Annotated in this window: 21 protein-coding genes; 12 read left to right on the top strand and 9 right to left on the bottom strand. The window is 69.8% G+C overall.

Annotated features, from left to right (window positions below; translation table 11 throughout):
* Position 1: 1 nt before the first annotated feature.
* The gene (locus OHA73_RS38775; protein ID WP_327657482.1) at positions 2-1,015 is read right to left on the bottom strand and encodes a threonine ammonia-lyase; all 1,014 of its coding nucleotides are present in this window, start codon (positions 1,013-1,015) and stop codon (positions 2-4) included.
* A gap of 225 nt (positions 1,016-1,240) precedes the next feature.
* On the bottom strand, positions 1,241-1,999 hold the full coding sequence (locus tag OHA73_RS38780) for an IclR family transcriptional regulator (protein WP_327657483.1): 759 nt from the start codon (positions 1,997-1,999) through the stop codon (positions 1,241-1,243).
* 233 nt (positions 2,000-2,232) lie between these two features.
* Between OHA73_RS38780 and OHA73_RS38785 the strand changes: the two genes are divergently transcribed.
* The 7 genes from OHA73_RS38785 (at position 2,233) to OHA73_RS38815 (ending at position 8,179) form a co-directional block, all read left to right on the top strand.
* Positions 2,233-2,811 carry a VOC family protein gene (locus OHA73_RS38785; RefSeq protein ID WP_327657484.1) on the top strand — a complete coding sequence of 193 codons (579 nt, stop codon included), beginning with the start codon at positions 2,233-2,235 and terminating at the stop codon, positions 2,809-2,811.
* On the top strand, positions 2,808-3,752 hold the full coding sequence (locus tag OHA73_RS38790) for a fumarylacetoacetate hydrolase family protein (RefSeq protein ID WP_327657485.1): 945 nt from the start codon (positions 2,808-2,810) through the stop codon (positions 3,750-3,752). Before OHA73_RS38785 ends, OHA73_RS38790 begins: the two co-directional genes overlap by 4 nt.
* Positions 3,752-4,837 carry an alpha/beta hydrolase gene (locus OHA73_RS38795; protein ID WP_327657486.1) on the top strand — a complete coding sequence of 362 codons (1,086 nt, stop codon included), beginning with the start codon at positions 3,752-3,754 and terminating at the stop codon, positions 4,835-4,837. The genes OHA73_RS38790 and OHA73_RS38795 overlap by 1 nt, the downstream gene beginning before the upstream one ends.
* A gap of 56 nt (positions 4,838-4,893) precedes the next feature.
* Positions 4,894-5,832, top strand: a complete 939-nt coding sequence (locus OHA73_RS38800) for an NADP-dependent oxidoreductase (RefSeq protein ID WP_327657487.1) — start codon at positions 4,894-4,896, stop codon at positions 5,830-5,832.
* A gap of 44 nt (positions 5,833-5,876) precedes the next feature.
* Entirely contained in the window at positions 5,877-6,536 is a 660-nt protein-coding gene (locus OHA73_RS38805; protein WP_327658612.1) for an FAD-dependent monooxygenase, read from the top strand.
* Complete coding sequence (locus tag OHA73_RS38810; RefSeq protein WP_327657488.1) at positions 6,533-7,273, top strand: FAD-dependent monooxygenase; 741 nt, start codon at positions 6,533-6,535, stop codon at positions 7,271-7,273. The genes OHA73_RS38805 and OHA73_RS38810 overlap by 4 nt, the downstream gene beginning before the upstream one ends.
* Positions 7,274-7,339: 66 nt before the next feature.
* The gene (locus OHA73_RS38815; protein ID WP_327657489.1) at positions 7,340-8,179 is read left to right on the top strand and encodes an alpha/beta fold hydrolase; all 840 of its coding nucleotides are present in this window, start codon (positions 7,340-7,342) and stop codon (positions 8,177-8,179) included.
* Here the strand turns inward: OHA73_RS38815 and OHA73_RS38820 are convergent.
* From OHA73_RS38820 to OHA73_RS38840, 5 genes are all read right to left on the bottom strand, one after another.
* Positions 8,150-9,127, bottom strand: coding sequence for a cyclase family protein (locus OHA73_RS38820; protein ID WP_327657490.1), 978 nt, complete (start codon positions 9,125-9,127; stop codon positions 8,150-8,152). The two genes, OHA73_RS38815 and OHA73_RS38820, sit on opposite strands and share 30 nt — an antisense overlap.
* A gap of 14 nt (positions 9,128-9,141) precedes the next feature.
* Positions 9,142-9,894 carry an IclR family transcriptional regulator gene (locus OHA73_RS38825; RefSeq protein ID WP_327657491.1) on the bottom strand — a complete coding sequence of 251 codons (753 nt, stop codon included), beginning with the start codon at positions 9,892-9,894 and terminating at the stop codon, positions 9,142-9,144.
* Between the two features lie 152 nt (positions 9,895-10,046).
* Positions 10,047-10,328 carry a hypothetical protein gene (locus OHA73_RS38830; protein WP_266723298.1) on the bottom strand — a complete coding sequence of 94 codons (282 nt, stop codon included), beginning with the start codon at positions 10,326-10,328 and terminating at the stop codon, positions 10,047-10,049.
* 15 nt (positions 10,329-10,343) lie between these two features.
* Positions 10,344-11,684: a TRAP transporter large permease subunit gene (locus tag OHA73_RS38835; protein WP_327657492.1), complete on the bottom strand. Its 1,341-nt coding sequence runs from the start codon at positions 11,682-11,684 to the stop codon at positions 10,344-10,346.
* Positions 11,681-13,078: a DUF1932 domain-containing protein gene (locus tag OHA73_RS38840; RefSeq protein ID WP_266723300.1), complete on the bottom strand. Its 1,398-nt coding sequence runs from the start codon at positions 13,076-13,078 to the stop codon at positions 11,681-11,683. The genes OHA73_RS38835 and OHA73_RS38840 overlap by 4 nt, the downstream gene beginning before the upstream one ends.
* 295 nt (positions 13,079-13,373) lie before the next feature.
* Between OHA73_RS38840 and OHA73_RS38845 the strand changes: the two genes are divergently transcribed.
* The 4 genes from OHA73_RS38845 to OHA73_RS38860 all read left to right on the top strand — a co-directional run bounded on the left by OHA73_RS38845 (position 13,374) and on the right by OHA73_RS38860 (position 17,101).
* Positions 13,374-14,246: an NAD(P)-dependent oxidoreductase gene (locus OHA73_RS38845; protein WP_266723302.1), complete on the top strand. Its 873-nt coding sequence runs from the start codon at positions 13,374-13,376 to the stop codon at positions 14,244-14,246.
* 47 nt (positions 14,247-14,293) lie between these two features.
* Positions 14,294-15,670 (top strand): MFS transporter, encoded by a 1,377-nt coding sequence (locus OHA73_RS38850; RefSeq protein ID WP_327657493.1) that lies wholly within the window; start codon positions 14,294-14,296, stop codon positions 15,668-15,670.
* A 29-nt stretch (positions 15,671-15,699) separates the two neighbouring features.
* On the top strand, positions 15,700-16,353 hold the full coding sequence (locus tag OHA73_RS38855; RefSeq protein WP_327657494.1) for a 4-carboxy-4-hydroxy-2-oxoadipate aldolase/oxaloacetate decarboxylase: 654 nt from the start codon (positions 15,700-15,702) through the stop codon (positions 16,351-16,353).
* A gap of 70 nt (positions 16,354-16,423) precedes the next feature.
* Positions 16,424-17,101 (top strand): GntR family transcriptional regulator, encoded by a 678-nt coding sequence (locus OHA73_RS38860; RefSeq protein WP_266723306.1) that lies wholly within the window; start codon positions 16,424-16,426, stop codon positions 17,099-17,101.
* 179 nt (positions 17,102-17,280) lie between these two features.
* On the opposite strand, the gene OHA73_RS38865 is transcribed toward OHA73_RS38860, so the two are convergent.
* Together OHA73_RS38865 and OHA73_RS38870 are read right to left on the bottom strand one after the other, a co-directional pair.
* Entirely contained in the window at positions 17,281-18,129 is an 849-nt protein-coding gene (locus OHA73_RS38865; RefSeq protein WP_327657495.1) for a hypothetical protein, read from the bottom strand.
* Between the two features lie 92 nt (positions 18,130-18,221).
* Complete coding sequence (locus OHA73_RS38870; RefSeq protein WP_327657496.1) at positions 18,222-19,457, bottom strand: ATP-binding cassette domain-containing protein; 1,236 nt, start codon at positions 19,455-19,457, stop codon at positions 18,222-18,224.
* 112 nt (positions 19,458-19,569) lie between these two features.
* On the opposite strand from OHA73_RS38870, the gene OHA73_RS38875 reads away from it, so the two are divergent.
* The gene (locus tag OHA73_RS38875) at positions 19,570-21,765 is read left to right on the top strand and encodes a LuxR C-terminal-related transcriptional regulator (RefSeq protein WP_327657497.1); all 2,196 of its coding nucleotides are present in this window, start codon (positions 19,570-19,572) and stop codon (positions 21,763-21,765) included.
* Positions 21,766-21,823 lie beyond the last annotated feature (58 nt).

Consider the following 21,823-nt stretch of genomic DNA (forward strand, 5'->3'; position numbering starts at 1 on the left):
GTCAGGAACTCTCACTGTTGGCTCCACCTGGACCGCGTGTGATGACAGACCTGGATGCGCCGACCCAGCGGTGATAGGCGTCCACGTCGACGTTGCTGCCGCACACGATGGTGACGACATGTCGGCCGGCGAAGCGGTCACGGTCTTCGAGGATGGCCGCGATGCCGAGCGCGGCCGACGGTTCGACGACGAGGCCGGCGTGGTCGAGGAGCATCCGCATACCGGCGATGATCGACGCCTCCTGGACCAGGACGGCGTCGTCGGCGACCAGGAGGAGGTCGTGAAGGACGGCCGGGATGGGGCGCCGGCCGGCGACGCCGTCGGCGATGGTGTCGGTCGAGTCGGTGGTGACGACCCGTCGCCTGCGCCACGAGTGTGTCAACGCCGGTGCGCCGAGCGGCTGGACGCAGATCACCTCGACCTCGGGTGCCAACGCCTTCACCACATGACCCACGCCGGTGGCCAGCGCCCCGCCGCCGAGAGCGATCAGGACGGTGTCGAACGACGGCGCGGTGCCCACCAGTTCCAGACCGATGGTCGCCGCGCCTTCGCAGGTCTCGATGTCCAGGCTGTCCTCGACCAGCCGGATGCCGTCGTGCCGTGCGATGGCCGCCGCCCGCTCGCGAGCCATCTCGTGGTCGCCGTCCACCAGCTCCAACCCGGCGTCCAGTGCGCGAATGCGGTCAAGTTTGGCCCGCATCGCGAAGCGGGATGCGACGACTGTGACGTCGAGCCCCCGGCCGCGACCGGACCACGCGAGGGCTTGGCCGAGGTTGCCCGCGCTCGCGCACACCACGGCTCGTGAGGCCTTGCCGGCGAGCAGGCTCGCGACCACCTCGGTGCCACGGGCCTTGAAGCTGCGGACCGGGTTCGCCGTTTCGAGCTTGATGCTCACCGTGCACCCGAGGCCGGGCTCCAGCGCCTCGCAGCGGTACAGCGGAGTGTCGAGAAAGACCGGGTCGATCAACCGGCGGGCCGCCCGGATCCGAGCGATGTCGAGTCGCGTCTGCTGCACGACACAGCAGCGTAGCGCCACCGGTGTTGGCGCCATGAGCAACTGGCTGGATTTGCAGGGAGGTTGAGGTGTCGTGCTGCGGCGGGTTCCTCGGGGGGTTCGTTCGACGAGGTGATCGCACGCCGGCGCGGCTGGGCGGACTCGACAAGCTTGATCGCCATCGCCATCGCCATCGCCATCGCCATCGCCACCGCCGTCGCCAGGGCGGAGCGCGCTGTCCGAGCCCTAACCGAGCCGCGCGCCGAGTTCGGTGGCGGCCGCGACGACAGCGTCACCGAGGAGGGCGAGTTTGGCGTCGGTCCGCCTCGCCGGGCCGGATACGGACAGCGCACCGCAGGCCACGCCCTGCCGGTTCCGTACCGGGGCGGCCACCGCGCAGAGGTCCCGTTCGCTCTCTTCCAGGTTGGTGGCGTAGCCGGTCTCCCTCACCTTCTCGAGCTCGGCCTCGAGCGCCCGGCGCGTGCTGACCGCGTGCTCGGTTCCGCCTCGCAGTCGCGCGCCCGGATAGCGGCGCCGCAACTCTTCGCGGGAGAGCTCGGCGAGCAGAGCTTTCCCTGCGGCAGACGCGTGCGCCGGGCCTCGCTGCCCTGTACGCAGCCCGGCACGGATCACCTGCTGGCTCTCCACGCCTTCGATGAAGACGGTCTCCGTGCCTTCCAGGACGAGCAGATGCGCGGTCTCGGAGGTGGCTTCGACGAGCCTTTCGAGCAGGAGACGCGCTTCGTCGCGGAGGGAGACCGCCCCCATCACGGCGATGCCGAGCCTGGCCAGGGCGGGACCAGGTCCGTAGCCCTTGGTCTGGGCGTCCTGGCGGAGCAGGTCGCGGGCCTGCAGGGTGGTCAGCATCCGATGGGCGGTCGACCTGGCCACCCCCAACTCGGCGGACACGTCGGCGACTCGCAACGACGGTCTGTCCACCAGCATCAGCAGGATCCGCGCCGCGTTGTCGATCGATTCCACCGGGTAGGCGGCCGACACTGCCACGACCCCTCCATCTCGCCGTCGTCACCGCGGCTGTTCTGGTGATTGAACTGCATTTCGCCAGCCAGAATAGTCGCCACAGTGGCCTCCATGCCACCGATGCGCCGCCCATTCTGTGTTCTGCTGAGCAGAACGCAAGCGGCTCCGCGGAACACATCACCATTGACGGGGTGCCGTGGCGGAGTTACTTTGCAGAACATGATCTGCCCTGCAGAACACTGTTTAGGAGGATCGGCGTGACGACTTCAACGCCGTCCGTCGCGGAACTCGGCCATGTGGGCCTGCGCTGTCACGACGTAGGTCGGCAACTGGCGTTCTACACCGACGTACTCGGGCTGACGGTCACCGACCACGACGAACGGCTCGGCATCTGGTTCCTGTCCGCCCGGCCGGACACCGAGCATCACGAACTGCTCCTGGCCGAGGGCCGGGACGCACCACGCGGGATCGGACTCATCCAACAGGTGTCCTTCCGGTGCGCACGCTTCGAGGACGTCCTCGGCTTCCATCGGCGTTTCCGGGAGCACGACGTCCGGCTCGACATGATCGTCTCGCACGGCAATGCCGTCGGCGTCTACTTCTACGACCCCGAGGGCAACCGGTGTGAGGTCTATTGGCGGACCGGGCTCGTGGCACGACAGCCCTTCGTCGAGCACATCGACATCGAGACCGACCCAGACGAGCTTCTGGACGCCATCCGGGCTTCGGTCGAGCGCCACGGCGCGACGGGCTTCACCGAGCAGAGCTACCGCGCCTGGACGCGCGAGCAAGCGGTGGCAGCCGATGCCGCCACAGCCAAGGAGGTGGGGCAGTGAAGTTCGTTCGTTACGCGGACGGCACGTCCTCGCGCGTCGGCGTGGTGGACGGCGACCTGGTCCGGGTTGTCGACGGTCCGGCGGACCTGCTGCCTCTCATCGAGGCCGGCGAGGCCGAGTTGCTCGCTGCCGGACGGACCGCGTTGCGGCGCGGTGCGGCCGTGCCCCTGCCGGACATCGTTCCCTTGTCGCCGATCGCGACGCCTCCGACCGTCCGCGACTTCTACGCCTTCGAACAGCACGTCCGGGCAGGGCGCGCCTGGCGGGGCCTCGAGATGGACCCCGACTGGTACGAGCTGCCCGTCTTCTACTTCTCCAATCCCTACGCCGTGATGGGCTGCGGGCCGGTGCCGATGACACCGGGTGCGGAGCGTTTCGACTTCGAACTGGAGGTCGCCGCGGTGGTGGGGCGCGGCGGCCGCGACCTGACTGTCCAGGACGCCGAACAGGCCGTCGCCGGTTACTGCGTACTCAACGACTGGAGTGGCAGGGACGTTCAGCAGCGCGAGATGAAACTGTCGATGGGGCCGGTGAAAGGCAAGGACACCGCGACGAGCCTCGGCCCGTACTTCGTGACCCCGGACGAGATCGCCGACTTCCGCGAGGGCAACGGACACCGACTCGAAATGACCTGCGCGGTCAACGGCGTCCCCTACTCCCGCTCCCTGTGGTCGGACATCCACTGGTCGTTCGGCGAAATGATCGCCTACGCGTCCCGCGGCGCCGAAGTGCGGCCCGGTGATGTGATCGGCTCCGGCACCTGCGGCACCGGCTGCGTCATGGAGCTCTCCCGCACGCACGACTCGGCGACCTACCCCTGGTTGCAGCCGGGCGACGAGGTCGTCGCGGCGATCGAAGGTCTCGGCGAGTTGCGCAATACCGTCACCGAGGCGGCGCCGGTCATTCCGTTGCGCCGCTGCACCGACGGAGCCGCGCGCTGATGGAGGCTCCCATTTCGGTGGTGGACGATCCCGCCAAGCTTCGGGCCGCGTTGCTGCGTGCCATGCCGATGTCCCGCATGCTCGATTACGGCATGGACCACGGGGACGCCACCCACCTGGCCCATGCGGACGTCTCCGAACCGTGGCATGAAGTCGCGGATCGCCTGGCCGAGGCGCAGTTGACCCGTGCGGAGGCGGCCGCCGACCGAGGCGATGTCGAGACCGCGGTCGCGTGCTACCGCCGGGCAACGGCCTCCCTGATCTTTGCGCAGATGGCCTTCAACACCGACCACCCGGCCAAACGCGCGCTCTACGTCCGGCTCACCCGGGCCTACCAGGCCGCGGCCGAGCTAGACACCGAGCTGCGCGTGGAACGGCTGTCGATCCCGTTCCGGCAGAGCCACTGCACCGCCTGGTTCGTGAGTCGCTCCGGCGCCCGCCCTGGCCCCACGGTGGTCATCGTCGGCGGGCAGAGCGGTTGGGGCCCGGCCTTTCATCAGCAGGCCGAAGCCCTGGCCCGGCGCGGACTGTCCGCTGTCCTGCTCGAGACACCGGGCCAGGGTGATACACGCATGGCCGGCGGACTCCACCTCGACGGGCACGTGGACCGAGCCTTCAGCGCTGTCCTCGACGCCGTGCGCGCCCGTACTGGCTACGACGGCCCGTACGGAGTGTGGGGAAACAGCTTCGGCGGTCTGCTCGCCGCCCGCGCCGCGGTGTACGACAGCCGCTTCGGCGCGTGCTGCGTCAACGGGGCCACCACGAAGCCGGAGCCACTGCCGTTCCGGACCGCGCGCGAACAATCGCGGGCGCTCCTGGGCGTCGACACCGACGACGAAGCCGCGGCCGTCTTCCGCACCCTGTGGCTCGACCCGGCGGTCGGGCGCACGAGCGCCGCGATGCTCGTGCTGCACGGTGGCAACGACCCGCTGGTGAGCCTCGACCAGCAGAAGGTGTTCCTCGACCTGTCGGAGCATCACACCCTGCGGGTCTGGGACGACGGCGAGCACACCATGTACAACCACGCGGCCGAGCGCACGGAGTTCGTCGGTGACTGGTTCCGTGCCCAGCTCGGCCGTGCGTGACCCAGGTGGGCCACGCACGCCCAACTCCCCACACCTGAAAGGACATTGAGGTGACCATGAAAGCCATCGCACTCCCGCGTTACGGCGGCGCGGACGATCTGGAGCTCACCGAACAGCCGACACCGGCGGTCGCGCCCGGGGAATTCCTGGTCCGGGTCAAGGCAGCCGGAGTGAACCCGGCCGACGAGAAGATCGCCGTCGGCAATCTCGACGGCATCATGGTGACCCACTTTCCCCTCGTCCCGGGCTTCGAGATGGCCGGCGTCATCGAGGCTCGCGGTTTCGGCGCCACCGAGTTCGAGATCGGCGACGAGGTGATCGGCTTCATCCTCAAGGACTGGGCGCAGAACGGCACTTACGCCGAACTGGTGTCGGCCCCGGTCCGTACGCTGGCACGCAAGCCGGAGTCCTGGGACTGGCTGCATGCGGCGTGTCTGCCGCTGAACGGGCTGACGGCGTACCAGGCCATCAGACGCATCGACATCGGCGAGGGCGACACCGTCCTGATGCACGGGGCCTCAGGTGGGGTCGGCTCGCTCGCCGTGCAGCTCGCCGCCACCCGGGGTGCACACGTCATCGGCACCGCCGCCGAGCGCAACCACGACTACCTGCGTGAACTCGGCGCCACACCGGTCACCTACGGAGAAGGACTGGCTGATCGGGTGCGCGAGCTCGCGCCGGAGGGCGTCGACGCGGCGCTCGACTTCTACGGCGGGGACGCGGTGTCCGTCTCGCGGAAGGTCTTGAAGAACCCCGCGCGGGTCGCCTCCGTGGCCGACATCACCGCTCCCGAACAGGGTGGCCAGTTGGTGTGGGCCCGCGCGAATGCCGACGAGTTGGCGGAGGTGGCCGCGCTCGCCGAGTCCGGGAAGTTGTCCGTCTCCGTGCATCGCTCCTTCCCGCTGGAGCAGGCCGCCGACGCCTGGCGGATGCTCCACGCGGACAGCCGCGCCCGCGGCCGGATCGTGCTGGACGTCGAGGGCAGGGACGCGTGAAGTCTGCCGATGAACCCCGCACATCCACCATCACGCCGGATGCCGTGGATGCGGATGTCCTCATCATCGGGTACGGCCCGGTGGGTCAGACCCTGGCTGCTCTCCTGGGGGCGTCGGGGCACCGCGTACTGGTGTGTGAACGGCGAGTTGGGCGCTACGAGACACCACGAGCCGGACACTTCGATCACGAAATCATGCGCGTCTTTCAGTCCTTGGGCATCGCCGACGAAGTACGGCGCATCGCCGAACCGGCTCGGGTGTATGAATTCCTCGCTCCCGACGGAAGCGTGATCTCCCGTCTGCCGAGGCAATGGGCCGCGCCCTCGGGCTGGGACGCGTCGTACCACTTCTACCAGCCGGAACTCGAGGATGTCCTGGACGTGGCGGTCCGCGGAGCATCCACGGTGGACGTTCGTTTCGGTGCGGAGCTGGTCGACCTGCGCCAGGAGGCCGACCATGTGGTGGTGACGTTGGCGGACGGCGAGGTCGTCACCGCTCGCTATGTGGTGGGCGCGGACGGCGCCAACAGCGCGGTCCGCACGCTCTGCGGCATTCCGACGGATGACCTCGGGTTCCGGGGCGACTGGCTGGTCGTCGACGTCCGGCCGCGGCCCGGCGCCCCGAGGCTGGACATCCCCGACACCGGCCAGAACGCGTCTGGGAGTTGCTCGGGCCCTGGATCGGCCCGCAGGAGGGGGAGTTGATCCGGCAGACCGTCTATCAGTTCCGATCCCTCGTGGCCGATATATTCCGCCACCGGTCGGTTCTGCTCGCCGGCGACGCCGCTCACGTCATGCCGCCATTCCTCGGACAGGGCATGAGCTCCGGCATCCGAGACGCCGCGACCCTCGGCTGGATGCTCGACCTCGTACTGACCGGCGCCGCTGACCCGAAGCTGTTGGACCTGTACACGCACTCGCGAAGGCCACAAGTCATCGACTACATCGAGGAGTCGGTGCGGGTGGGGACCGTCGTCTGCGAGACCGACCCCGTTCGTGCGGCGCGTCGTCGTGAGGAGATGAGGTCGGCGGCCGAGCTTCCGCCACCGTTCGAGCCACCTGTCGGCGCAGGCTTCCGGCACGGACAACCGCTGGCCGGTCACTTGGCCGTACAGCCCCTTCTACGTAGTACGAGCGGCGGGAAGACGGAGCGGTCAGACGACGTGCTCGGCCGCGGGTTCACCCTGTTCAGCGTGGTCGAGCCGGACGCGGCGACGACCGCGGCCGTAACGGAACTCGAGCGCGCGATCGGGCTGCGGTCCGTGGTGGTTGGCGCCGAGGGGGTCCAGGAGGAGGGCGAGGCGCTGAGCGACTGGCTCAAGAAGTCCGGTGTCGTGGCCGTGCTGGTTCGCCCGGACTTCTACGTCTTCGGCACTGCTGCCGGACCCTTCGAGGTGGTGGATCTGCTCGCCTCGCTTCGCACGAGCCTGTCACTGGTGTAACGCCGTGACACCTGCTCGTACGGCGACCGACGACAGCCCGGACCACATGACACACGGAGGGATCCCATGCCGAAGACGCACAACGGTATCCACTACGAGGAGCGGGGAGACGGACCGGACTCGATCGTTCTGCTGCCCGGCCTCGGGTGCTCACTCAACTGCTGGTCCGAGGTGGCACCCCTGCTTGACGGCTATCGCCTCGTTCTCATGGACCTGCCGGGCCACGCGGGCTCCCTCGATGCGCCTGCCGACGGATCGAGCCTCACCCGGATCGCCGAAACGGTGATCGACGCTTGCGATGAGCTCGGCCTCGAACGCTTCGCCCTCGTCGGACTCTCCTTCGGCGGCGCGCTCAGCGTGCGGATTGCTCTCGACCGGCCCGGCCGGGTGTTCGCGGTCATGGCGCTCATGCCGTGGAACGCGGGCGGTACCGAGGCGGGCGATCCGGTCATCGAAGGGTTCCACGGGTCCTTCCGTGACGTCGAAGCCATCACAGAGGCCATCGGGGCCATCTCGCTGGACCCGAGCAGGACGACCGACGTCGTGCACACGATGACGAGTGCTGTCACAGAGCAGTTCTGGCGCAGCTGGCTCGGACCCGGTGGCGGTGCTTACACGAGCATGTACGAGGAGCTGTCCGGGATCGCCGTGCCGGCGTGCTACGTCATCGGCGGCAGAGACACCATCGCCCCGCAGGACAAGTTGATCACCGACGTCCGTGCGATGCCCGGCGGCCGACTGGTCTTCCTGTCGGACGCAGGTCATCTCGCCCCGTACGAATCTCCCGAACTGGTCGCCAGGGAGATCCACGAGTTCATCGGCCGCTACGCGAACACGCCGTCGCGGACCACGGGGCGAGTCGGCACCCCTCGAATGTCAGCGCAGCGCAGTCGCGTTGGCCGGTGAGCCGACTCCGCCGGTGAGGTGGAGGGGCTTCACGGTCAGGAGGCTGTCCCAGTGGCCGGTGGCACGGCAGTGCTCGGTGAGTGCGGTCAGGTTCCACAACTCGCCCAGGGGGAGGCCGAGTTTGGCGATGAGTTCCTGGTGCATCATGCCCGCGTCCTCGGGCGCGCTGTCGTGGAAGTCGCCGTCGGGCAGGACGGGCAGGACCTCGACGGCGAACGTGTCGGTGGCCATCAGCGCGATGCGGTGGTCCCAGCACCAGGCGGCGAACTCGCGTGACTGGGCGAAGCCGGTGGCACGGCGTGCGGCACGTGTCTCCGTACGTGTGTCGGGGTCGGTGGTGAGGTACCAGTGGGCCCAGCCGGTGTGGACGAGCACCAGATCACCGTCCTCGACGGTGCAGTGCTGTGCGGCGAGAGCCTCGTCGAGCAGGGCGGGGGTGAGGGCGGGGCCCGCGGTGTGGTCGAGCGGGGTGCCGCGCTCGCGCAGGTGGCCGTCGATGTCGATGAGCAGGCCGCGGCCCACCAGGGGTGTCTCGGCCCAGAGTTGGACGCCGAGGCGTGGGCTGCGCGGGGTGATGGCGTCGTCGGGTACGCCGTTGTAGAAGCCGTGTCCGGAGGCGCGGCGGTGGCGCAGCCCGTCGACCTGGGTGCTGGCCTGGAGGTGGAAGCCGTCCAGGGAGTCGTCGCGGGCCTGTTCGTGCTTGGCAGTGATGTGGTGTGTGGGGATGCCGCGGGCCCGGGACATGGGCGGGTCGAACGCGTCGAGGGCGTAGTCGAGGCTGATGGCCCGACCTTCGCGTACGCAGGGCGTGGCGCGCAGGATCTGCTCGGGGCCCGCGAAGTTGGCCATGCCGCGCTCGGGCTGCTCGGTGAAGAGGTGCCAACTGGAGCCGGCGGGCGCGTCGGTGCGGGCGAGGAGGTCTGCGTAGGTGGGTATCGGCTGGGGCACGGCGGCGCTTTCGGTCAGGCGCAGCGCACGGCGATGGCCTTCGCTGCGTGGCGGACTTCGGTGATGATGCTCTGGTGGTCGGCCTCGGGCAGATCCGTGCTGGGGCCGACGATGCTGAGGGCGCCGAGCAGGGTGTCGTCCTTGAGGATGGGGGCGCTGACGGAGGTGACACCCTGGACGCGTTCGTCCTGGGAGAGGGCGTAGCCGGCGGTGTGCACGCGGTGGAGTTCGGCGGTGAGGTCCTCGGCGGTGACCTGCTGGCCCGAGGCCCTGGTGAAGGGGGTCGCGGCGGTGACGTAGGCCGCCTGTTCGTCCTCGGGCAGCCAGGCGAGCAGGGCTTTCCCGGCTCCGAGGTGGAGGGTGAGCTTGTCGCCGATGGGGAGTTGGTAGCGCAGCGGGTTGCGGCCCTCGACGCGTGCGATCGGCACCCGCGAGTGGCCGACCCGGACGAACAGGGTCGGGGTGAGACCGGTGGTGGCGGCCAGCTCCTGAAGGATGGGCAGGGCGACCGGGCTGAGCCGGTTGTTGACCAGGAAGGCGTGGGCGGTGGCGACGGCCGCGGGCCCGGCGACGTACCCGGTGTCCTCCCTGGCCGCGTAGCCGCGGTCGACGAGGACGTTCAGGATGCGCTGGGCGGTGGCCACGTGCAGTTCCGCGCGGCGGGCGATGTCGCTGAGCCGCAGCGGGTGCCTGGCGTCCTCGAGGACTCCCAGTACGTCGAAGGCCCGGTCGAGCGAGCGCATGGGAGTGGCGGATGGGCTGGCCATGGGCTGGGGCTCCTGGTCGTCGTCGGCGCGGCACCCGGTGTGCCGCTGCCTGATAAGAGTTATCAGACTGTCGGCCGACGGCTGCGCGGGTCTCCCAAGAGCCTGCTCGCCCGCCCGCCAGAGGTCGCCGCCCGCCAGAGGTCGCCCGCCCGTCAGGGGGAGGTCGAGCCCGCGGCCGGTTGCAGGTCGTGCGCGGCGGCGGGGGCGTTCGGCTCGGGCTTCTCCTTGTCGACGTAGGACAGGATGAAGGCGAGCAGGCCGCTGACGCTCGCGGTGATGAAGGTGGGCGGCCCGGCGTGTTCGCCGACGGCGGCGACCCAGCCGGCGTCGCCGAGCGCGATCCCCAGGGCCTGGGCGATGACGACGACGAACCCGCCGGCCAGGAAGCCGATGACGCTGAGGCGGAAGAGGAACTGGAGTGTGCGGACGGTCATGGGACGGTCTCCGGTTCAGACGGGCAGGACGCCGGTGGCCACGGCGGCGCCGATGAGCAGGATGGGGATGCAGTAGTACGTGAGCAGAGGCATGAAGGTGCGTGACGGGTCGACGCCCGCGATGCCGCTGGCCACGTAGATGGGTGCGCCGGACGGAGGCGAGGCACCTTCGGTGGACGCGAAGATCAGCACGGCGACGCAGGCTGTGGCAGGCGAGACACCGGCGCCGATCAGCGCGGAGACGGCGACCGGTCCGATCGCGGCCATGGTGGCACTGGCCGTCAGCGGGATGGCGACACCCACCACCAGGAGGCCGACGACCAGGGCCAGCACCCACAGCGGGGCGTCCACTCCCGAGAGCAGGTCGGACAGCTGCGCGGGCAGGCCGAGTTCACCCAGCGCGTTGGCGGCGGAGAACGCGGCGACGATGGTGACACCGAGCACGCCGAACTTGGGTGCGGCCCCGCCGAGCAGCTCCCACCACGCCTGTCCGCCGCGCGGCAGATGACGTCGGCCGAGCACCAGCACGATCGCGATCATCAGGACGGGTATCCAGGTGATGAGGCTGATGGCGTCGGACATCTCCACGCCGTCCAGGTAGCGGCCGAGCGCCCCGGCGAGCGGCCCGCGCGTCAGCAGCAGCGGCACGACGATCCCGCCGAACAGGAGCAGGTTGGTCCAGCCCACGCCCATCGTGCGGCGCAGCGGCTTGAGTTCCTCGCCGGCCACCGGCTGGATACCGTGCCGACGCACCATGATGAACGCGGCGATCAGCCGGTAGCCGAGACACCACAGTCCGCCGATGAACAGCGGCAGCACGATGTCGTCGGTGGAGACCACGGAGGCGACGCCGGCCGAGCCCATGAGGATGAACATGGTGGAGCTGAAGGGGAAGGTGACACCCATCCCCGCCCCGCCGGCCGCGACGGTCGCGGCGAGTTCACCGCTGACGTTCGACCGCTTCATCCACGGGATCGTCACCGACCCGACGGCAGCGGTGACCGCGGCGCCGACGTGCGCGATGGCACCGAACACACCGGCGGCGACGGTGGACGTGTAGATGGGGCCACCGCGCAGCCGCCCGAGGAGTGAGTTGAGGATGTCCAGGAGGTGGTCGAGGACCGGGGTGCGGGCCAGGACGTAGCTCATGAACACGAAGGCGAGCGCGGCGAAGGTGACTTCCTCCTGCAACGCCTCGGCCAGGCCGCTCCACAGCACATGGGCGATGTCACCACCGGAGAACAGGCCGGTGACCAGGAAGCCGACGATCAGTGCCTCGCCGATGTTCCGCTTGAGCACGGAGTTCCAGATGAGGATGGCCGCGATGTAGCAGCCCAGCGCCCATACGGCGATCATGATGCGTCTCCCGTTCCTGCCGCCGCGGCCGCCGTGGCGCGGATCGTGGCGCGCCGGCCGGCCTCGTCGGCCTCGACCGCGCGCGCCGCGGCGAGCACCGACTCTGCCTCCTCGGCGGCCACCACGGCAATGCCGTCGCCGTCCGCGACCACCAGGTCACCGGGGCGACACACCAGGCCGCCCACCGAGACGGGCACATTCACATGTCCGGGGCCGAACTTGTACGGACCGGCCGGTGTCACCGCGCGCGCCCACACCGGGAACCCGATCTCGGCGAGTACGTCGATGTCACGGGCCGCTCCGTCGAGCACCATGCCCACCACACCCCGCGCCTTGGCCCGCTCGCAGATCAGCTCGCCGACCAGCGCCCGGGAGGTGTCGGCCTCCCCGTTGACGACGATGATGTCACCCGGCTTCGCGACCTTGATGGCCTCATGGATGGCCCGGTTGTCGCCGGCCCGCGTCCACACCGTCAGCGCCCGCCCGATGGCACGCGCCCCGCTCCACATGGGCCGAATCCCGGAGTCGAGCAGCCCCAGCCGGTCGACCGCGTCACCGATGTTCGCGGTGGCCACGTCCTGGTGTGCGGCCAGCAGTTCGTCCGACACCCGCGGCACATCACGCAGCCCCTCCGGGCGGGCGGCCAGCAGGTGTACGTGTCCGATCGCCCGGGCGAGCTCCGCGTCCAGGTCGAGGTCTGCCATCAGCTCGGCGGCGGCCGACGTCTCGAACGCCCGGCGCTCACCGTGCTTCGCGGTCCCCGTGTACAGCCGCTCCAACGTGCCCGCGCCGCCCGCGAGTTCGGCGGCGATCTGCTCGCGCACCCACCCCTCGTCCCCGGCTGCCCGGCCCGCCTCCACGGTCTGCACGATGATCGCGCCGAGCCCCTTCATGAACACACTGCGCAGCAACTTGCGGGCGGACGCCGCTCCCGGCTCGCCGCCCAGGTCCTCCACCGGAGCGCCGAGGGTGCCGAAGTGGTCCGCGACCACGGTGGCACCAGGACCACTGGCCACCAGGGCGGTGCGGTGCCGGTACGCGGGGACGGACCCGATCACCGACACATCCGCGAACACGGCCTCGGAGGCGGCACCCACCGCGTCCGCGATCCGGCCCTTCAACTGCGGGGCGCCCGCGTTCATGTCGGCGTAGACCGTGGCCTTCCCGAGGTGCGGCGCGGCCTCCTGGGCCACGGCCAGTGCGGCCTTCGCCCCGGTGAGTCCGAGCACCAGATCGCTCCCGGCCACCGCGGCCCCGACGCTGTCCGCCCGCTCCACACCGTCCGGCGTCGGTACGTCCCCCGGGTCGTATCCCGCGACCGACCAGCCGTTCTCCAGGAACCCGGTCGCATACAACGCTCCCGCCTCACCGAGTCCGAGCACCGCGACGCGCATCTGTGGCCTCCTTGCCACCCCACCAGGGGATTCTCATTGCGTGATAAGTCTTATCGCTTGATGAGTAGGGATGTTGCCTGGGCGTGAAGTGGGCGTCAAGGGCTGTTTCGTCGCGCGCCCCGAAGGGGTCCAGGTGGTTGGCGGCTGAACAAGGGTGTACGACGCCACCTTGAGAGTGCTATAGAAGTACAACGCATCGGCGAGAGCGGCGTTTGAGCCACTAAAACTCCGTGATTGTTCTTCTATTGCACGTTCCCGGCCGGTGGTCGGGCCTACCTCGAGAGATGGCGCACGGATGACTGAGATCGTGATTGTTGGCTGCGGCGAGGTCGGTCTCGCCTATGCCGAAGCCGTGCGGGAGACGCCGGTGTCGGGGCTGCACCTGCTGGATCCCGCTCCCGCGCCGACGGCGCTCGCCCTGGCCCACGAGGCAGATCTGGAACTGCACCGGGAGGCCGGCCCCTGGCTGCACCCGGCCGAGGTGGTGCTCCTGGCGACACCGGGCGGAGCGCTGGCATCGATTCTTGACGCGCTGCTGCCCCACGTGCCGACGGGCGCCGTCATCGGGGACCTGAGCACCGCCTCGGCCGAGGACAAACGGGCCGCCGCCGCACGGTGCCAGGAGGCGGGCGTGGGCTATGCCGACATCGCCATCACCGGATCCGTCGCACTGGGCAGGGCGCGGACACCACTGCTCTACGCGGGCGAGGAGTACCCGGAACTTGTCGGCCTGCTGAAGCGGTTCGACGCGCCGCTGACCGTGCTGGGCGACTCCCGTCCCGGGGACGCGATGCGCGTCAAACTGCTGCGCTCAGTGATCATGAAGGGGCTTGAGGGCCTGGCGGTGGAGTGCCTGCCGGCCGCCCAGGAGTACGGCGTGCTCGACCAGTTGTGGGCATCGCTGGCCGACGTCGACCGCACCGGCTTCGTTCCCCTGCTGAACGCCATGGTGCGCACCCACCCGCAGCACGCGACGCGCCGTGAGCACGAGGTGGCCCAGGCGGCCGAGCAACTGGAACAGCTCAGCTACCCGAGCACCATGACCCGTGCCACCGAGCAGCGCTTCGCCGCGACCAACACCGCTGCCCAGCAGTCTCGTTCCGTGCCGGAGACGGCCGACGCCGCCATCGACTGGCTGGCCGGCCTCGCCCGCACCGGCCAGCGATGACACGCGCCCACCCGTCCGCGTAACCCACCGTTCCCCTCCGGAGAGTCATGTCCATACACCCCAACGATGTGGCGGGACAGTACAGGCCGGCCGTCGTCAACAAGATCAAGATCCGTCTCGTGCCGTTCCTGGCACTCCTCTACGTCATCGCCTTCATCGACCGGGCCAACGTCGGCTACGCGGCGCTGGAGATGAACGCCGACCTCGGCATCACGTCCACCCAATTCGGCCTGATCGCAGGCCTGTTCTCGATCGGCTACTTCGTCTTCGAAGTGCCGAGCAACATGCTCATGCGCAAGGTCGGCGCCCGCCGCTGGATCGCCCGCATCCTGGTCAGCTGGGGCGCCGTCGCCGTCGCGACCGGGTTCGTCCACAACTTCACGCAGCTCGCCGCCGTCCGTGTCATCCTCGGGATCGCCGAAGCGGGATTCTTCCCCTGCGTCATCCTCTACCTCAGCCAGTGGTTCCCGGAGCGCGAACGGGCCCGCGTAGTGGCGCAGTTCATGGTGGCCCTGCCCGTCGCCACGCTCATCGCCGGCCCGCTGTCCGGCCTCATCCTGGACCACGTGCACTGGCTTGGTGTGTCCAGCTGGCGGTGGGTGTTCATCCTCGAAGGTGTGCCGGCCGTCCTGCTCGGCCTGGCGACGCTGTTCCTCCTCACCGACTCCCCGCAGTCCGCACGCTGGCTGACGGCCGACGAGAAGCAGTGGCTCAGCCGCACACTGGAAAAGGAGAACGCGGCCAAGGAAGCCCGGCACCGCCAAGTCGGCTTCTGGCGAAGCCTGGCGGGCTGGCGCACCCTCGCCCTGGCGCTGATCTACTACAGCAAGTCCGTCGCCATCTACGTCCTGGCCTTCTTCACCCCGCAGATCGTCAACGGGTTGCAGGACAGCCTCAGCAACACCTCCGTCGGCCTGCTCAGCGCCCTGCCCTACGCCGTGGCGGCCGTGTTCATGGTCTGGTGGGCCCGACGCTCGGACCGGCTGCGGGAACGCCGCTGGCACGTGGCCATTCCGCTGTTCATCGCCGCCGCGGGCCTGTGCGCCATGGTCCTGGTGGAGGACAGCCTCGTACTGTCCCTGCTGCTGCTCACCGTGATCACGGTTGCCGTGTACGCGACCTACGGACCGTTCTGGTCGCTGCCCTCGCTGTTCATGACCGGATCGGCGGCCGCCGTCGGAATGGCCTCGATCAACTCCATCGCCAACCTCGGCGGCTTCGTGGGCCCCTACGGGTTCGGCGCCCTGGAGAGCGCCACCGGCAGCATCTACACCGGCCTGGCCATCGTCGCCGCCGTCCTCGTCGTCTCCGGCCTGCTCGTCGTACGCCTCCGGTTCGTCCGCGAGGCCGAAGCAACCGTCCGCTCGGCATCCGCGCCCGACCGGACCGGCCTGCCCAAGGCCACTGCTCACGACGCTGCCTGACCACCCATCAGTAACGAAACGGAAGATCCATGTCCCTCACGCAAACAGTCCGCACGCAAGTAGCCCGCCCTGACCAGAACACTCTCGACCGGCTCGGCGAACTGGGAGCGGCCACGGTCTACGAGGCCAACGGCCAGTGCGGAGCCTTCGACGCCGGCCTCAAGCCCCTGGACCCCTCCCGCACCCTGGTCGGCACCGCGGTGACACTCGACCTGCCGCCCGCCGACAACTGGTACATCCACCTCGCCCTCCTGGAAGCCGGCCCCGGCGACGTCCTCGTCGTGGACGCCAAGGGGTACCTCGAAGCCGGACCCTGGGGTGACGTGCTGACCTGCGCCGCCCAGGAGCGCGGCCTGGCCGGACTGGTCATCGACGGAGCCGTCCGCGACAGCCGGGACATCATCGCCAGTGGCTTCCCCGTCTTCACCCGCGGACTGTCGATCAAGGGAACGAGCAAGGCGGTGCCCGGCCGGATCAACGTGCCCGTCCGCGTCGGCGGGGTCCGCGTCGAGCCCGGTGACATCATCCTCGGTGACGCCGACGGCCTCGTCCGCGTCCCGGCCCACCAGACGGACGAAGCCCTTGCCGCCTCCGAAGCCAGGGCCGCCAAGGAAGCCGGCTTCCGCGACCGCATCCGCACCGGTGCGAGCACACTGGACCTCCTCGGGCTGCCGCGGCCCTGACCAGTACGGGACGGTGATCCAGTCGACTAGGCTTGCCGGGGTTCACAACGGTTGAAGGAGGCGGGTGGAGATGGGACGACCGGCTGATGCCATCTATCTCGCGCTGAAGTCCGCCATCCAGACCGGACAGTTGGCCCCCGGCGCCCATCTCGTCGAGGACACCCTCCGCGAGCAGTACCAGGTGAGCCGCACCCCGGTCCGTAACGCGCTGCGGCGGCTCAGCGACGAGGGCCTGGTCACCATCGAGGCCAACCGCGGCGCCTTCGTCGCCTCCTGGACCAGCGACGACGCCGCCGAAGTCATGGCGATCCGAGCCATGCTGGAACCCTACGCGGCACAACTCGCCGCCCAGCGTCGCACCAGCGGACAGCTCGACCAGCTGATCAAGCTGTGCGACGCGATGGAGGCCTGCGAGCGGATCCGAGGCGACCGCTTCCGCGACGAACTCGCCCGCCAGAACCACGAGTTGCACCAGCTCGTACTGGAATGCGCGGCCTCCCCGCGGCTGTACAACATCGCCGCGAACCTGACCCGCGCCCCCCTCATGCTCGGCTCGTTCCAGTTCTACGACGACCTGCAACTCCAGCGGAGCCTGCAGGACCACCGGCAACTGGTCACCGCGATCGCGGCGCACGACAGCGCCACGGCCCGCGCCGTCATGGAAGCGCACCTGCGGCTGTCCTACATGGCACTGACCGCGTCACCCCAGCCCACCAACGCTCCTGGAACGTCGTCGGACGACACCTGAGACCGGGGTCGCTATCAGGCGCGCGGCGCCGAGTCGTACGACCAGAGCTCGTGCTGGAATCGTCCGGGCGACATGACCTCCTGGGCCTCCTTCAGGCGCCAGACGACGTCGCAGCGGCGCTGAGGACCCCGGCCGTGGCCGGGGTCCTCCGGAGTGCGCGAACAAGGGGCGTGGACCGGTCAGTTGGTGTCGCGGCGGTGCAGCAGGAAGGTTCCGATGATCAGGGCGACCACCGCGTAACCGCCGAAGACGAGTGCGTCCTGGGTCCGGGTGAGGGCGACGGCGACGGATTCAGCGGTGGCCGTGTCGGAGTCGATGGCCAGGAGTGCGTCGCCTGCGATGAAGGGCAGGAAGCGGGAGATCTGCGGCGACATGAAGAGGTTGAGGAGGTTCTCGACGACGAAGCCCCAGACCAGGAGCCCGGAGATCGCTGCGGCACCATGGCGGACGATCATGCCGATGCCCAGGCCGAGTACGGCGGCGAGCGCGGTGTACAACAGCGCCCACAGCGTGGTCACGGCCATGCCCGAGGTGTCACCCAGGTCGAGGCCGCTGACGAGCGCGCCACCGAGGCCGGCGGCCATCCCTGCCGCGCCGAGCACCAGACCGTACGCGGCGGCGGTGACCGTCTTGGCCAGTGCGACGACCCAGCGCGCCGGCTGCGCGGTCAGGGTGGCCGACAGGGTGCCGTGCTGTGCCTCGGAGGTGAAGAGGAGTACGCCGGCGACGGAGGCCACGACGGCTGTCAGCACGGTCGAGTAGGTGAAGACCTCGGTCGCCGTCAGTACCTCGTCGGTGACGAACGTCGCGACCGCCCAGGAGACGAAGGCGCCGACCAGGGTGGTGAGGGCGAGGACGGCCTGGTGGGAACGGAGCGAGGAGACCTTGAGCCACTCGCTCCTCAGGACGGCCGGGACCGCCCGGATGTTGTCGCCGGGTGATCGGGCGCCGGGGCTCCGGTGTTCCTTCGGTACGACGGAGGTGGTGTTGAGCGACGGCGGGTTCGTGGTTACAGGTGTGTAGGTCATCGGTTCGTCCCTTGTTGGGGTGGCGAGTTGGTGGGTTCGTGAGTGGTGAGTGGTGAGTGGTGGGTGCGTGGCGGGGGAGAGGGGCGTGCGGTTTACGCGGCGGCGAACTCGGCCGAGGCCTTGGTCATGTCGAGCAGGCGGTCCTCGAGCGAGGTGGTGATCTCGGTGATCTCCACCACGCGGACGTGGTGGTCGTACGCGATCTGGGACACGGCGGCCTTGGTGGTTCCGTGGACGAGCAGCCGGTCCCCGGTGGCCTCCGCGACGATGTGCTGTTCGGCCAACAGTCGTACGAGCTCGTTCGGTTGATGTGTCTCCACGACGACCCGGCTCTCGCCCCGCTCCAGGATCGAGGCGACCGACTCGGCCGCCAGCAGCCTCCCGCCGCCGATCACGATGAGGTCGTCGGCGAACATGCTCAGCTCGCTGATGACGTGGCTGGAGACGAAGACCGTGCCGCCCCGGCCCGCGAAGTCGGTGAGGAAGGTGCGCAGCCAGCGGATGCCGTCGGGGTCCAGGCCGTTGGACGGCTCGTCGAGCAGCAGTACCTGCGGGTCACCGAGGAGAGCCCCGGCCAGGGCGAGGCGCTGGCGCATGCCGAGGGAGAAGCCGCCCGCGCGCTGGCCGGCCGCCGTTTCGAGGCCGACCGCGACGAGCACCTCGTCGGCCCGCGCTGCGGGGATTCCGCTGATGGCCGCCATGGCCCGCAGGTGGTTGCGAGCCGTGCGGCCGGGGTGCATGGAGCGCGTTTCCAGTACCGCGCCGACGACGGTCGCGGGGTGCTTGAGGTCGGTGTAGTGGATGCCGTCGTAGCGGACGTCACCGGTGTCGGGCCGGGTCAGGCCGACCATGACGCGCATCGTGGTGGACTTCCCGGCGCCGTTGGGGCCGACGAATCCGGTGACGCGGCCGGCCTGGACGCCGAACGTCATGTCCTGGACGGCGGCGCGTTTGCCGTAGTGCTTGGTGACGCCTGAGACAGTGATCATGGGAGAGCTCCGTACGTGGGAGTGGTGGGAGTCGTGTGAGTGCTGTGAGTCGTACGGGTCGTGCAAGGCGTGGGAGTCGTGTGAGGGGAGCGGGGAGACGGACACGACCTCGGCGTTGAACGACGTCAAGTGGGCGAGGACTCCGTGCAGATGGGCCGGGTCGGTGATGTCACCGACGAGGCGGGTGAGGCCGGCGTCCGTGTGATCGACGACGAAGTCGTCCAGGAGCGGCCGCAGGAGCCGAGGGCCTGCCCGGCCCCGGACGACGATCTCGTACGTGCGCTGTGGGGTCGTGTTCTGTGGGGTCGAACTCTGCGGGGTCGTACTCTGCTGGGTCATGTCCTGAGCATCGCGACGAGCGGCATGAGATCGCCTCGTCCGGTTCGCCACCCCACCCGGGTGAGGTGGTGGCAGTAGGCTCGGTGAGGTGACCGTCCCACGGGAAATGGGCTTGGCAGCAACGAAGTTGAGGCCGCCTGTGCCGCCCCGGCACCTCGTGCGGCGCTCCCGTCTCGATGACATCCTGCGTGCCGGCTGTGCCGATCACATCCGGCTGATCCTGCTCAGCGCCCCGGCAGGATCCGGCAAGTCGACGCTGCTCGCCTCCTGGCTGGCGGAGCGGCCCGAAGCCGTCGCGTGGCTGCAGGCGGAACCGAGCGATTCGGACCCCGTACGGTTCTGGTCGCACCTGATCGCGGCGATCGGGCAGGCGCATCCGGTCGCGGTGAGCGAGCTGACGCCGATCGTGGCCGGTTCCAAGGGGAACGACCTGGTCGTCGTGTCGGCGCTGGTCAATGCGCTGGCGGGGGTGGCCGGGCCGCTCGTGGTCGTCATCGACGACTACCACCTGATCGACAACCACAGTGTCCAGGCAGGCATGGAACGCCTCATCGACCTCTGTCCCCGCCAGGTCACCGTCGTCCTGTCCACCCGGATCGACCCGCCGTTCCGGCTCGGCCGACTGCGCGTACGCGACCAGATCGCCGAGATCCGGGGCGCGGACCTCCGTTTCGACACCGACGAGGCGGCCGGGCTTCTCGGCGCGGCGGGCCGGTCCCTCGACCGCGCCCTTCTCGACCAGCTCTGCGGACGGACGGAAGGCTGGGCGGCCGCGCTCGTCCTCGCGGGGCTGACCCTCCAACGCGCCGCCGATCCGGGCGCGTTCATCGCGGCGTTCCGCGGCGACGACCACCTCGTGGTCGAGTACCTGCGGGACGAGTTCCTCGCCGCGGTCGACGCGGACGAGCGTCGACTCCTCCTGGAGACCTCGATCCTCGACCAGCTCAGCGGGGAACTCGTCGACGCGGTGACCGGCAACGGCAACGGCACGGTCACGGGCGCGGGAGGCGGCGGCGCGAAATGGCTGCGCGAGACCGCTGCCGCCAACCAGCTCCTGATCGGCCTGGACCGCACCGGCACCTGGTTCCGCTACCACCACCTGCTGCGGGACCTGCTCCGGCTGGAAGCCCACCAGGAAATCCCCTCCCGGATCCCCGCACTTCACGCACGCGCCGCGGCCTGGTTCACCGACCAGGGCGACCTCGGCCGGGCCATCGACCACCGCCTCAACGGAGACGACCCGCGCGAGGCGGCCCAACTGATGCTCGTCCACGGGCCACGCCTCCTCGCCGCCGGCCAGACCGACACCCTGCGGTCCTTCCTGGACCGGCTTGGTGACGTGGCGAAGACGCTGACCTGGTGCGCTCTCCTGTACGGCTGGTGCGAGTACCTGGCCGGCCGCTACTCGCCCGCGGAGCGCTGGATCGACGTCATGCACGACGTCGCGTACGAGGGCTTCGACACCACCCCGGCGATCTCCCTGCGCATGAACATCGCGCTGGCCCGGGGCGATGTCACCACCGCGATCGACTCCGCTCGCGAAGTCGCCGCAACCGAAGGCCTGTTGGGGTTCTCCTGTGATCTCGCAACGGCCACCGGGGCGGCCCACGCCTGGGCGGGGCAGGCCGTCGAAGCCCGGCGCATCCTGCGGTTCGCCGCAGAGAAGGCCGCCGCCGAGGAGTTCCGCACGGCACACGTTCTGGCTCTGGTCTACCTGTCCGTGGTCGCCTTCGACGACGCCTCCACGTCGAGCGCGCGAACCGCCGCCGCCACGGCGGTCGACACGGCCGGGCGGTTCGGCCTGGCCGCCTACCACGGCGTCGCCCCCGCCTACGCGATCCGCGCCCGCACCACCGACGACCCAGCCCGCGCCGGCGCGGACGCCCTGCACGCCCTCGGCTTGGTCCGCCGCTCCTCGACCGACCTGGCCCTCGGCTACGTCCTCACCCTCTGCGGAGACACCCTCGCCGCCCTCGGTGACCCCTCCGGCCCGCCTCTCCTCGCCGAGGCCCGTTCCGTCCTCTCCGCCTGCCCCGACCCCGGCATCGCCGGCCGCCAGCTGAAGCGGGCCGCGGCACGCCACGGCCTGGACGACGCCCAACCGGCGGACATCATCGAGCAGTTGACCGGCCGCGAGACCGCCGTCCTGCGCTACCTGCCCGCGAGTCTCTCGCAACGCGACATCGCGGCAGAACTGTACGTATCGCTCAACACCGTCAAGACCCACTGCCACGCGATCTACCGCAAGCTCGGCGTCAGCGACCGGAAGTCCGCGATCCAGGCCGCACGCGACCTGCACCTCCTCTGAGTGCGGCCGGGGCTCTGGCGCGAGCGCTGGACGGCGACAGGCCGCCGCGATGCGGGTT

The organism is Streptomyces sp. NBC_00483, assembly GCF_036013745.1.
Lineage (GTDB): Bacteria > Actinomycetota > Actinomycetes > Streptomycetales > Streptomycetaceae > Streptomyces.

Coding starts and splice junctions, on each gene's coding strand:
- OHA73_RS38795 (WP_327657486.1), top strand. CDS start 3,752: ATGGAGGCTCCCATTTCGGTGGTGGACGATCCCGCCAAGCTTCGGGCC.
- OHA73_RS38800 (WP_327657487.1), top strand. CDS start 4,894: ATGAAAGCCATCGCACTCCCGCGTTACGGCGGCGCGGACGATCTGGAG.
- OHA73_RS38815 (WP_327657489.1), top strand. CDS start 7,340: ATGCCGAAGACGCACAACGGTATCCACTACGAGGAGCGGGGAGACGGA.
- OHA73_RS38825 (WP_327657491.1), bottom strand. CDS start 9,894: ATGGCCAGCCCATCCGCCACTCCCATGCGCTCGCTCGACCGGGCCTTC.
- OHA73_RS38830 (WP_266723298.1), bottom strand. CDS start 10,328: ATGACCGTCCGCACACTCCAGTTCCTCTTCCGCCTCAGCGTCATCGGC.
- OHA73_RS38835 (WP_327657492.1), bottom strand. CDS start 11,684: ATGATCGCCGTATGGGCGCTGGGCTGCTACATCGCGGCCATCCTCATC.
- OHA73_RS38840 (WP_266723300.1), bottom strand. CDS start 13,078: ATGCGCGTCGCGGTGCTCGGACTCGGTGAGGCGGGAGCGTTGTATGCG.
- OHA73_RS38845 (WP_266723302.1), top strand. CDS start 13,374: ATGACTGAGATCGTGATTGTTGGCTGCGGCGAGGTCGGTCTCGCCTAT.
- OHA73_RS38850 (WP_327657493.1), top strand. CDS start 14,294: ATGTCCATACACCCCAACGATGTGGCGGGACAGTACAGGCCGGCCGTC.
- OHA73_RS38855 (WP_327657494.1), top strand. CDS start 15,700: ATGTCCCTCACGCAAACAGTCCGCACGCAAGTAGCCCGCCCTGACCAG.
- OHA73_RS38860 (WP_266723306.1), top strand. CDS start 16,424: ATGGGACGACCGGCTGATGCCATCTATCTCGCGCTGAAGTCCGCCATC.
- OHA73_RS38865 (WP_327657495.1), bottom strand. CDS start 18,129: ATGACCTACACACCTGTAACCACGAACCCGCCGTCGCTCAACACCACC.
- OHA73_RS38870 (WP_327657496.1), bottom strand. CDS start 19,457: ATGACCCAGCAGAGTACGACCCCGCAGAGTTCGACCCCACAGAACACG.